Source organism: Oscillospiraceae bacterium MB24-C1 (assembly GCA_030913685.1).
Classification (GTDB): Bacteria; Bacillota; Clostridia; order Oscillospirales; family Ruminococcaceae; genus Yanshouia.
In genome coordinates, this window is record CP133187.1 from 886,571 (window position 1) to 898,513 (window position 11,943).

11 protein-coding genes are annotated in these 11,943 nt (G+C 49.2%); all 11 read left to right on the plus strand.

Annotated features, from left to right (window positions below; genetic code table 11):
• The first annotated feature begins 39 nt into the window (after positions 1 to 39).
• A complete protein-coding gene (locus RBH76_04380; GenBank protein WMJ84669.1) occupies positions 40 to 1,215 on the plus strand; it encodes a malic enzyme-like NAD(P)-binding protein in 1,176 nt (391 codons plus the stop codon).
• 85 nt (positions 1,216 to 1,300) lie between these two features.
• Positions 1,301 to 2,707 carry a 2-hydroxycarboxylate transporter family protein gene (locus RBH76_04385; GenBank protein WMJ84670.1) on the plus strand — a complete coding sequence of 469 codons (1,407 nt, stop codon included), beginning with the start codon at positions 1,301 to 1,303 and terminating at the stop codon, positions 2,705 to 2,707.
• 248 nt (positions 2,708 to 2,955) lie between these two features.
• Positions 2,956 to 3,534 carry a hypothetical protein gene (locus RBH76_04390; GenBank protein WMJ84671.1) on the plus strand — a complete coding sequence of 193 codons (579 nt, stop codon included), beginning with the start codon at positions 2,956 to 2,958 and terminating at the stop codon, positions 3,532 to 3,534.
• 463 nt (positions 3,535 to 3,997) lie between these two features.
• Entirely contained in the window at positions 3,998 to 5,641 is a 1,644-nt protein-coding gene (locus RBH76_04395) for a PucR family transcriptional regulator ligand-binding domain-containing protein (protein ID WMJ84672.1), read from the plus strand.
• 332 nt (positions 5,642 to 5,973) lie between these two features.
• Positions 5,974 to 7,644 carry an OPT/YSL family transporter gene (locus tag RBH76_04400; protein ID WMJ84673.1) on the plus strand — a complete coding sequence of 557 codons (1,671 nt, stop codon included), beginning with the start codon at positions 5,974 to 5,976 and terminating at the stop codon, positions 7,642 to 7,644.
• A gap of 156 nt (positions 7,645 to 7,800) precedes the next feature.
• A complete protein-coding gene (locus tag RBH76_04405) occupies positions 7,801 to 8,328 on the plus strand; it encodes a nitroreductase family protein (protein WMJ84674.1) in 528 nt (175 codons plus the stop codon).
• Complete coding sequence (locus RBH76_04410; protein WMJ84675.1) at positions 8,325 to 8,603, plus strand: DUF6092 family protein; 279 nt, start codon at positions 8,325 to 8,327, stop codon at positions 8,601 to 8,603. The genes RBH76_04405 and RBH76_04410 overlap by 4 nt, the downstream gene beginning before the upstream one ends.
• A 59-nt stretch (positions 8,604 to 8,662) precedes the next feature.
• The gene (locus RBH76_04415; protein ID WMJ84676.1) at positions 8,663 to 9,604 is read left to right on the plus strand and encodes a DUF1177 domain-containing protein; all 942 of its coding nucleotides are present in this window, start codon (positions 8,663 to 8,665) and stop codon (positions 9,602 to 9,604) included.
• Between the two features lie 23 nt (positions 9,605 to 9,627).
• Positions 9,628 to 10,302: an AroM family protein gene (locus RBH76_04420; protein WMJ84677.1), complete on the plus strand. Its 675-nt coding sequence runs from the start codon at positions 9,628 to 9,630 to the stop codon at positions 10,300 to 10,302.
• A gap of 9 nt (positions 10,303 to 10,311) precedes the next feature.
• Positions 10,312 to 11,253, plus strand: a complete 942-nt coding sequence (locus tag RBH76_04425) for an aminopeptidase (protein ID WMJ84678.1) — start codon at positions 10,312 to 10,314, stop codon at positions 11,251 to 11,253.
• Between the two features lie 28 nt (positions 11,254 to 11,281).
• Complete coding sequence (locus RBH76_04430) at positions 11,282 to 11,935, plus strand: aspartate/glutamate racemase family protein (protein WMJ84679.1); 654 nt, start codon at positions 11,282 to 11,284, stop codon at positions 11,933 to 11,935.
• Positions 11,936 to 11,943: the final 8 nt, after the last annotated feature.

Here is an 11,943-nt window from a genome sequence, read left to right on the forward strand (position 1 = left end):
TTTGTATGAAGTGTCAATTCGATGCAAGGAGGAATGTTCATGGACTATGCAAAGGAATCGCTACGTCTCCACCGCGAGTGGAAAGGAAAAATTGAAATCGTTGCAACTGTACCGGTTCAGACAAAAGAGGATCTTTCCCTAGCTTACACGCCGGGGGTTGCCCAACCCTGTCTGGAAATTCAAAAGGACCCTGATCTGTCCTACGATCTAACCCGGCGGCACAACCTTTGCGCCGTCATCACTGACGGTAGCGCTGTCCTTGGTCTGGGCGATATCGGACCAGAAGCCGGCATGCCGGTCATGGAAGGCAAATGTGTACTCTTCAAAAGCTTTGGCGATGTAGACGCCTTTCCTCTGTGCATCAAAACACAGAATGTGGACGAATTTGTCAACACCGTCTATCTGATGTCGGGTTCTTTCGGTGGTATCAATCTGGAGGATATCGCGGCGCCGCGCTGCTTTGAAATCGAGCGCAAGCTCAAAGAAAAGTGCGATATTCCAATTTTTCACGATGACCAGCATGGTACGGCCGTTATTACGCTAGCGGGTCTGACCAACGCACTGAAGGTAGTTGGCAAACGCCTCCCCGACGTCAAGATCGCCGTCAACGGCGCCGGTGCAGCCGCTATCGCCATCACCAAGCTGCTGTTTTCTGCGGGTGCCAAAAATGTCACGCTGTGTGACCGCTCTGGCATCATCTATGAAGGACGCGAAAAGGGTATGAACTGGATCAAGCAAGAGATGGCAAAGATTACAAATCCCGCGCGCATCACCGGTACTTTGGCTGACGCCATGAAGGGTGCCGATGTGTTCATCGGCGTTTCAGCCCCGGGCTCGGTGACACAGGATATGGTGCGCAGCATGAATAAGGATGCAATCATTTTTGCCTGTGCGAACCCCACACCCGAAATTTTTCCTGATGAGGCCAAGGCCGCCGGCGCCCGCATCGTTTCGACTGGTCGCAGCGACTTCCCTAACCAAATAAATAACGTTTTGGCCTTCCCTGGCATTTTCAGGGGCGTTTTTGACGTCCGCGCCAGCGACATCAACGAGGAAATGAAGGTGGCAGCCGCGCACGCGCTGGCAGAGTTGATTACCGATGACGTTCTTAACGAGGAGTATATCATTCCTAAAGCCTTTGACCCGCGCGTTGGCCCAGCCGTTGCTAACGCCGTCGCACAGGTTGCTCGAGATAGCGGCGTCTCCCGTATCTAATACGGATATTCCCTTTTTAACTCGCACCTTCCCCCACAGAAGGCCGACCACCGATGGTATAGAATCATTATAAGGAGGAATTATGATGTCAAATCTCAACACGCAGAAAAAAGAATCTACTTATAAGCTGTTTAACCTCCCTTGGCCGTATTTCGCCGGCTTTTCAGCTATTGTTCTGTGTGCAACATATCTGGGCGTTTTGCCAACCGGCATGGCCGGATGCTTCGCATTTATGATCGTTCTGGGCACTATTCTAAATGAAATAGGCGAGCGCACGCCCATTATCCGTTCCTATCTGGGCGGCGGCGCTATTGTTGTTATTTTCGGTTCAGCGCTCATGAACTACTTTAACCTGCTACCTGCGTTGGTCAAGACGCTTGAGGATGGCACCAAGGTTTATAATATGACGCTGATGAAAAACCTTGATCTGGTCGGTAACATCAGCGCGTTCTTTAAGCCTTCTGGCGCGTTTCTCGATTTCTATATTGCTGCGCTGATTACCGGCTCAATTCTGGGCATGAATCGCAATCTGCTTAAAAAAGCAGCCGCGCGTTATTTCCCTGCCATCTTTGGTGGCATTGTGCTTGCTTTCAGCCTATGCGCACTTGTCGGTGCCGCCATGGGCTATGGCGTTGTCAAATCTCTGCTGCTGATTGCACTTCCGATCATGGGCGGCGGCATGGGCGCCGGTGCTACTCCCCTCTCCAAGATTTTTGAAAGCAGCGGCACCATGACCGCGGCGGAAGCCATTTCGATCATGACCCCGGCCGTGGCGATTGGCAACGCTATTTCCATCGTGCTCGGCGGCATTATTGTCAAGGTTATCTCGAGCAAAAACTGGAATGGTCAGGGGCAACTGATGATATCTGGTGGTGCCGAGGCTGCTGAAATTGAAATCAGCCCTGAGGTACAGGCCAAGCGTGATCACATTAATGTCACCAATCTGGGTATCGGCCTCTTTGCATCCTGCTCCTTCTTCGCTTGGGGCTACATTGTTGCAGCACTGTGGCTAAAGGCAGTTCCTGCATTTAACGTCCACGCTTACGCCTGGATGATTATCAGTGTGGCCATCTGCAAAATTTTTAATCTAATTCCCGAAAACATTGAGATTGCGTGCTATCAGTGGTTCCAGTTTATCATGAAGAATTTGACTGCAACATTGCTAGTCGGTATTGGTCTGTGTTATCTGAACATCAACACCGTTGTTGAAAGCTTTAGCATAACCTACTTGATTTTGTGCCTAGTGACTTGCATCGGCGCTTTTGTCGGCGCAGGTGTCGTCGGCAAAATGGTCGGCTTCTATCCCGTTGAGGCCGGCGTGACCGCAGGACTATGCATGGCTAACATGGGCGGCACCGGCGACGTCGCCGTTTTGTCCGCAGCCAACCGCATGGAGCTGATGCCGTTTGCGCAGATTTCTTCCCGTCTCGGCGGTGCAATCATCCTTATTGTCGGTAGTTTAATGTTGTCCCTCATGGGCAGCTTACTCTAAATCTTCCTCTTTTAAGTTGGGGCGTTGCTGTCACTCGGCATCGCCCCAGTTACCCTACAAAAATCGCGTTTACTGCGTCTGCCGCCATCGGGCGAGATTATTCTCTTTCCCCAAACGAGAAGGCGGGGTTTACGACTCTTTTTACATCATTCCTAGTATTACTGCACTTTACCAGCTTGTTTCAATATGCGTGGGGGCTGCTGTCACGAGACTTCATTCACCACACTAAGGATCTAAGGAGGATTTTTATGGCCGACTGTCTCAAATGTGCAAATGCCGCAGCCTATCCTTTTCGGGTTCTTGAGATTCGGACACTCCATGTTCGGGATATAACCGGAGAAAAGCGTGTTCAGGCCCTTGGAGAACTTAAAAGTTACGCTGTCTGTAAAAGTTGTGCTGCCACGCATCTCGAAAAAGTTAAAAACCCAATTGCCACAGCATTTAAACGCATTGTCGCCTTTGGTGCGATTCTGGCGCTTGGACTGATTATGACGGTGGTTTTCCAACATGCTAACAGCGCGTTACGTCTTATGGGATTCGCCGCCATTATCTGCGGTGTGCTCGGCCTGATCTCCTCCGCCCAGTCTACGCGAAAACATCAGCAGCTTTTTGCCGGGCTGGATACTGAGCAGGCCCTGGCGTTCTCCGCTTGGGAAGTGATGCTGGAAAATGCCCCAAAAAAGTCAGCTGACGCCGATCTGACCTATATCCCCATCAACGAAAAAACGCTTGCGGCCAAAAATGGCGATTTAATGATCTTATATGATCTACTGCCGGAAATTGCTGTTCAAGCACATCGGATTTTGCATCAGAATAATGTGGCATAACAGCCAAATCATTTTGCGATAGTGTCAGAAAAACGTCTCTGTCGCACCCATGGTCTAACCATGTATCTTTAGCCATTTTTCAGCTCGAGTAAAGCCGATTATAAATTAATGCTGCATACCTCTCTAGGCGTTTTGCATAAGTTGATTGCAACTTTGCTTGATGCCCAGCATATATAAATACCAATCTCCTCAAAATTCAGGGGTAATTATTAAGACAGGGCGCCTGTTTGAAATCAATTGGTTTCAAACAGGCGCCCTGTCTTATAGGTTCTCTATCCACCACTTCACCGCCAGCGATGACACACAGTTGTTGCCAAATAAAACCCCTATTGCTGAAAATAATATTTTATCGTATACTCAATGAATAACAATGCGCTTGCAAACGGTCATATGATACCCAAAATGGTCCGCATCAATAGCAGCCCATGCAAGCTATCTTATGAGCCGGGAGGGTGGGAGAAACATGTCTATTACAGTTGCTGATGCCTTGCAAATAGGAGATCTGTCCCGCTGCAAGCTTCTGGCCGGAAGCAACGGATTAAACCGCAATATCAGCTATATCGACACCATGGAAATACCGAATATCCAACCTTGGCTCAAAAAGAATGTACTGGTAATTACGACGGGATATTCTATTCGCGATGATGTCTCAGCGTTACCGCGCCTGATCCGTGACTTGGAAAAAGCCGGTTCAGCTGGCCTTGCAATTAAGACGCGGTTTCTCGGGGATATCCCGTGCGAAACGATTCAACTGGCAGACCAACTGGCGGTACCACTTATTGAAATTCCGCACGAAATTCCGTTTATCGAACTGACCATGCCACTAATGAAAGCGATTGTCGGGGAGCATAGCCGCAACCTTGAATTTTCCGAGCAGATGAATCAGAAATTTCTGGAGTTAGAGCTCAATAACGGCGGCTTTGAAAGCATCGCTAAAGCGCTCGCCAATTTGATCGGCCTTTCCGTGGTCATTGTGTCCCGATCCTTTTCGGTGCTGGCCTTCAGCGAGGAAACTGATCTTCCGATACCGCCGACTTTGCTTGCTTCCGATATTGACGGTAGCCTAAAACTGAGTGAGCGTGTATGCACCTATTTGGTTGATGCCCTTGACAGCGATATTTTGCTTACTGCTGATATCCCTGAATTTGCACACCTGACAATGCGCCGCGTCGTCATACGCAAGCAAATCTGTGGCTACATCTGCATTATTGGCCAAGGTCAAGCACTTGACGATATGCAGCTCATTGTATTGCATCATGCTGCTACCAGCGTTGCACTTGAAATTTCTAAGCTTCAAAAGCTCGATGAGCATATACGGTTTATGCAAAACAGTTTGTTTATTGATCTGCTAGCCGGGAATGTCAAATCCGCCACTGAAGCTGAAAGCCGCGCTAAGCTGCTGCGTTGGCCTGCGCTACCTGCCCGGCTAGCCCTTGTAGATGTTGACCGATTCGGCACGGTCATCCGCAATTTCAGCGAGGAGAAGATACAGAATCTCAAAGAAAGCCTTCATCAATTGATTTGTGAATGCCTGGCCTCTTATCGTTATCCCTACATTGTTTTAATTTACGGCAACAGCTTTGTTATTCTTTTAGCTGAAACTTTTCCCGCACAAGAGCTGTCCCGCGCGTTCAGCGTCATATTTGGCCTAATAAAAAACCGGTATAACATTTCTGTCACGATTGGTATTTCTGATTCCCGCGACAGCTACGCCGAGCTCCCGACCTCTTATGAGGAAGCTTGTGACGCTATCGCCATCGCTCGGGTAGCGAGCTCCAACAGTCCAGTACAGATAATTTCAAATATTCGTTTTGAACAAGCACTACTAAAATGCTGCTCCACTGAATATTTCCGCAAGTATGTCGAAAATACGATTGGTAAACTTGAGCAGTATGACCGGCATCACGAAACCGACCTGACCAAAACGCTGGATATTTTGATTGAAAACATGGGTGCCCGACAGATAACTGCTAAAAAATTGTATATTCATCGCAATACACTTGCAAATCGGCTCAATAAAATTGAAAAGATCACTGGGCTTGATCTTTCTAAAAACGAAAATCTCTACCGCCTTGGGTTCGCACTCAGAATCCGGTATTATGTTTGACCTTGCAACCCCGAAATGTGCATCCTGCACATTTCGGGGCCTTTTTTCGTTTCAGCTTGAATATCGACAGCCGATTATGAACGAGTTATACTTAAAATCAAGAAAAATCGGCTGCCATTTACCAAATCGGCAAGTTTTCGGCATATCCGGTAATTGGCGCTGCACAAAAGCGTCGCGATTTTTGCAGCTTTTCTTGCAAAAAGCCACCGTCATGAAAGGAGGAAAAATCAAGAATAATATCCCCTTCCGCTTATTTTACAGCGGGCCAGACCGAGTTGCCGATGTCTAATTGGTAATCGGGCACACCTGTAAGAACAAAGGAGATGACATTGATGGAGAAAGAAAAAATATCACAGCCAAAGCTCACCGCGTCAGAACATCCAAAAGCCTTTGAGCCAGCGGTGTTGATGCTTAATACTGTAATGTGCTGTCTGGGTGCAATTATCGGATTGGAACTTATTGTTAGAACAGGTGTGACGCCTAATACGTCCATTGTCGGCGCCTTGTTTGCTATCTTGATTTCTCGTATTCCACTTGCATTCCTTAAAAAGTATCGCAGCGTACACAGGCAGAATCTCATTCAGACTGCTATATCTGGCGCCACCTTCTCGGCGGCAAACTGTCTGCTGCTGCCCATCGGTATTCCTGTTGTCATGGGGCGCCCTGATCTGATCTTCCCTATGTTGATCGGTGTATTTCTGGCAACCTGCATCGACGCGATCATTTTGTATAAAACCTTTGATTCTGAAATGTACCCCGCTGAGGGCGCATGGCCTCCCGGTGTTGCAGCTGCGCAATCGATTTTGGCCGTCGTTGAAAAAGGGCGTAAGGCTTTTCTGTTGGTTGTCGGCATTGTTATCGGCTGGGTCGGCAAGATCGCGGGCATTCCCACCGATCTTCTCGGCGTCTCGTGGTTCGGCGATTTTTATGCCATGTTAGCACTGGGCGTCGGTTCTATCATCATTGGCATTATTAAGACAAACGGATTTGTCGTCTCGTTGTTTGGCCACAGCGCAACGCTTGTATCAGGCCTTTTCGGCGTAGATTTTGTCTATAGCAAGCACGCCATGATCAACTATATGCCACATGGCATCATGATTGGCGCGGGCGCTGTCTCTCTGCTCCAGTGCGCTTTTATGCTGTTTAAAAAGGGCAACGGTAACGCGACCGCCGCTGGAAAATTCACCAGCAGCATGAAAACGCTGAAAAAGACGCTGGGCTTGGGCTATGTTGCTTATTTTGTAGTCGCAATGCTACTGGCGCTCATCACTGGCATCGTCAGCAGCATGAATTTCATGACAATGGTCTTTTGGCTGATTTTTGCCGCTTTTGCCGCTATTGCCTCCGAGCTGATTGTTGGCATTTCCGCCATGCATTCCGGCTGGTTTCCAGGCTTTGCAACCGCGCTGATCTTTTTGCTCGTCGGTATGCTGATCGGGTTCCCACCCATGGCGCTGGCGGTGTTGGTTGGATTCACTGCGGCCACCGGCCCCGCATTTTCCGACATGGCGTATGATCTCAAGTGCGGTTACATCCTTAGAGGCTCTGGTAGCGATCCAGCATTAGAAAAGGAAGGCCGCAAGCAACAGTTCTACTGCGAAATGTTCTCTTTCACCATCGCGTTTGTTATGGTGGCATTATTAGCTAATAAGTATTTTGATCAAGGCCTGTTGGCTCCTGTCAGCAAAACCTTTGCCACCACCATTGATGCGGGCACCAGCCCCGAGGTGGCAAAATGGCTTTTGATCTGGGCACTTCCGGGCGCTATCATCCAGTTTATCGGCGGCAAGCGGCAAATCGGCATTCTATTTGCCACCGGTCTGCTGGTAGGCAGCATCATGAACGGCCTGACTATCATTGTCGGCCTGATGATTCGTCTGATTGCCGTCAAGCAAAATAAAGAAAACGAGCAGGTACTCAACATTCTGGGCGCAGGCGCGTTGGCAGGTGCTGCAGTTTACAGCTTCTTCACAGCCACGTTGGGTTTGGCAAAGCGCAAATAACGTTTGTACAAAATATTTAAAACTCTGCCGCTTGGCCTATACGCGTATCCCTGTTTAGAGGGATACGCGTATAAAGAATGTCTAAAAACGCTTTATATGGCCGAGTAGTGCGCTTCTTCTCATCCCCAAATTATTTGCAGATAAGGAGAAAATCCCATGGAAATATCAGACGCCATAAAACAGCGAAGAAGCATCCGAAAATTCAGTGATCGCCCCGTATCGGATGCGCTGCTGCTTGAGCTTGTTCACGCTGGTGCTATTGCACCCAGCGCCAGCAATCTTCAGGCGTGGCAGTTTGTTGTGATTAACGAACCTGAATTGGTACGCAAGGTCAATTTATTTAGCCCCGGCCTCAGCGGAAAACCACCTGTTATCATTGCCATCTGTTCGGATATGGAGCACGCCAGCATGCATGGTTCAAAAAACTCCGAGATATATGGCTGTATGATGGATGCGTCGATGGCTGCCGAAAACATCATGTTAAAAGCGCTGGAATTTGGACTTGGCACCTGCGCCATCAAATCTTACAACGTTACTGCGGTTACAAAACTGCTAAAGCTTCCCGACCACTTTCGTATGGAGCTTTTAATTTCGGTCGGCTACCCTGAGAGCGATTTAAAACCCCGACGTCTGCGTCCGTTAGAGGAAATTATGCACTGGAACGCCTGGGAGGAAACAACATGAGCGAACAGGAACATCAGGCTTGTTTAGAACTATTGGTCTATATGCTGATCAGTGCGGCCGCACTGGGAGATGAACCAAAAATTTACGGCCCCCTCAGACTTGCCGAAGCTTCACGTCGTCTTGGACAAATTATGTTAAATTGCGACCCGGGAAACCGCTCACTAAGAGAGCTGGTCGCCATCATTGAGGACGGTAAGCATAAGTCTATGTCCGACGAAGCCGGTTTTTATGCGATGCTACAAGATGCAGTCATCAAACTTGTGGATTTAATGTGATGTTCATTTTCGGTCATCCGAGAATGACTTACAGTAATTAAAAAAATGGAGGAAAAGTAATGTTAATTAAACAGGTTATAGAAACCTTTGATATTCTGGATAGCAGCACCGTTAGCGGTGCAGATGTGGCGCGTTATTTAAAAAGCGTTAACCCCGAAGCACAGGTGGAAGTTTATGAGCTCAAGGGGCCTAAGGGCAGCACCGACATGGTTAAGGTCAGAATTCCGGGCACAAAAGGCAAGGCCTCGGGTGGCACAGCACCCACCCTCGGAATTTTAGGGCGCTTAGGCGGCATCGGTGCACGACCCGAGGTCATTGGGTTTGTATCGGATGGTGACGGTGCGCTGGCCGCTATCTCCGTTGCCTCAAAACTTTTAGATATGCAAAAAAAGGGAGACTATCTAGAGGGTGACGTCTTCATCTCCACACAGATTTGCCCCCACGCGCCAACAGCACCGCATAAGCCGGTGCCCTTCATGGGCTCGCCGGTCGAAATGTCACAGGTAAACAAAGAAGAGGTTTCGCCCGAGCTTGATGCCATCCTGTCGGTGGATACCACCAAGGGTAACCGCGTTATTAATACACGAGGATTCGCTATTTCGCCCACCGTTAAGGAAGGCTATATTCTGAGCACCTCTGAGGATTTACTGGAGCAGATGCAGATTTCAACCGGTCGTCTACCCTATGTCTTTCCGCTTGCGACGCAGGATATCACCCCCTATGGCAACGACCTGCACCATCTAAACAGCATCCTTCAGCCGGCGACGGCAACCAATGCCCCCGTGGTCGGCGTTGCCATCACCACCGAAGTGATGGTGCCCGGCTGCGCCACCGGCGCCAGCCATTTTGCCGATGTGGAGGAAGCATCCAGATTCATGCTGGAGGTCGCCAAATATTTCGGTAAAGGTGATTTAAAATTTTATAATGAAGAGGAGTTTGCCCTGATACAGAAGCTTTACGGGTCGATGAACCATCTGATGACCCTTGGCAATAAAGAATAAATGCAAAGTCAGGAGGGATATTCATGAAAATAGGCGCAATTACCATAGGGCAAGCGCCCAGAACCGATGTCACAGACGACATTATGCATATTTTCGGCGAAAAAATTGAGCTATTGCAAAGGGGTGGCCTTGATGGTCTGACCGCCGAGCAGATTGCAAAGTTTAAGCCCGGCCCCGATGATTATGTGCTGGTCTCGCGCCTAACCGACGGAAGTTCGGTGACCTTTGCCGAACGTTTTATTCTCCCCAGGCTGCAGGAGTGCATTGACGAGCTGGAAGCTGAAGGCGTGCGCCTGATCATGTTTTTCTGCACTGGCGATTTTCCTGACAGCTTAACTTCTCATGTTCCGCTCATCTATCCCTGCGACATTTTAAATCAGGTTGCACCGCTTTTGAGCAAGCAATCCAATCTGGTCGCTGTCACCCCCTCTCCCCTTCAGGTGGCGCAGTGCGAACAAAAATGGGTCAAATTTGTAAAAACGGTCAAGGCCATTCCCGCTTCACCCTACGAATCTTTTGAAGCATTGGAAGAGGCGGCCGAAGAAATCAAAAAACTCGACGCCGATCTTGTCATTTTAGACTGCATCGGCTATACCCAGCAAATGAAAAATATGTTTGCCAAAAAAACAGGGAAGCTGGTTGTGTTGCCCAGAACGTTGCTGGCGAGGGTCATTTCTGAGCTGACTGACGTAGAATAGGAGGTTTTCATGGATTTAGTGGAAATTTCCCGGAATATTCTAACCGCTTGCATGGGTGTCAAACCGGAGGAACAGGTTTTGATTGTCACCGATGACACCCGGATTAATATTGCGCGCGCGCTTTATGACGGTGCCCGCTCTTTGGGATGCGAGACCATCTTGTCGGTGATGCAGGAGCGGACACTCAACGGCGAGGAGCCCCCGCCGGTCATTGCCGAGGCCATGAAAGCAGCCGACGTTGTGGTCTGCCCCACAGCGAAATCGCTAACTCACACCAATGCCCGCATCAACGCCGCTAAAGCGGGCACCCGCGTTGCCACCATGCCAGGCATCACCGATGAGATGTTTGGGTGCGGTGCTATGACTGCCAATTATGCCGAGGTTGCACGACTAACCGATAAAATCACGCAGCTGCTGACCAAATGCAAAAATGCCCGCATCGAAAAAGAAGGCTGTGTATTGACGCTGAATCTTGAGGGACGTCAAGGTGTCCCCAGCCCTGGGGTTTATAAGCAGCCCGGTCAGTGTGGTAACCTGCCGTCGGGAGAGGCCTATATCGCACCGCTGGAAAATGGCGTCAACGGCGAAATGATTATAGATGGGTCAATGGTAGGAATCGGTAAACTAGCATCCCCCCTGCATGTGGTCATTCGGAATGGGAAGCTGCAAGAGATTACCGGCGACAAGAGCGAACTGCTACAGGTACTGCTAGCAAACGAACGCAATGCCACGGTGGGCGAGTTAGGTATCGGCACCAACCGCGCCGCTATTTTAAACGGTATCATCCTTGAGGATGAAAAGGTATATGGCACAGTGCATATCGCCTTTGGTACCAACACATCTTTTGGCGGCGTCAACAAGGCCGACTGCCATATGGATGGCATTATTCTCAAGCCGACGCTTTACTTTGACGACCAACTCATTATCGATCAAGGGCTTTTTGTTATTTAATCCCCACAGCTCAAAGGAGATGAAGAAAATGTTTCAGGTAGGCGTAATCCGCGTTCTAACTTCCGATGATCAGAACTTTGTCGATATGCATGGACAAATTATTGAGGCGAATTTTTCGGGCATCCGATGCATTTCCAAATGTATTCCTGATCAATGGGAGGGCATTCACAGCCATGAGCTGGAGAAAATTGCGGTACCCAAGATTGTAGAGGTAGCCAAATCATTTAAGGACGTCGATATGATTATTGTCAGCTGTGCGGATGACCCCGGGGTAGTGGAAGTCCGCAAAGCGCTGCCCGGCATACCAGTGACAGGTGGCGGCGAAACCACAGCGGCACTGGCAATGAAGTATGGGCAGAAAATTGCGATTCTCGGCATCGTCGACTATGCCCCCAAAGCATATCTGCGTATGATTCCCGATAAAATTATCGCCGTCGGCAAGCCGGATGGGGTCGACAGTACACTGGATTTGATGACCCCCAAGGGCCGGGAAAGCTGCTTAAAAAAGGCTAAAGAACTTAAAGATATGGGTGCCGAGGTCATTGCGCTGGCCTGTACCGGCCTGACCACTATTGGTATCGCGGGAGAAATTGAGCGCGAAATCGGCATCCCTGTAATTGATCCGGTTTTAGCGGAGGGTACCTTTGCCTATTTCGAGGCTGTTCGAAACTCTATGCTTTAAGTAGAATT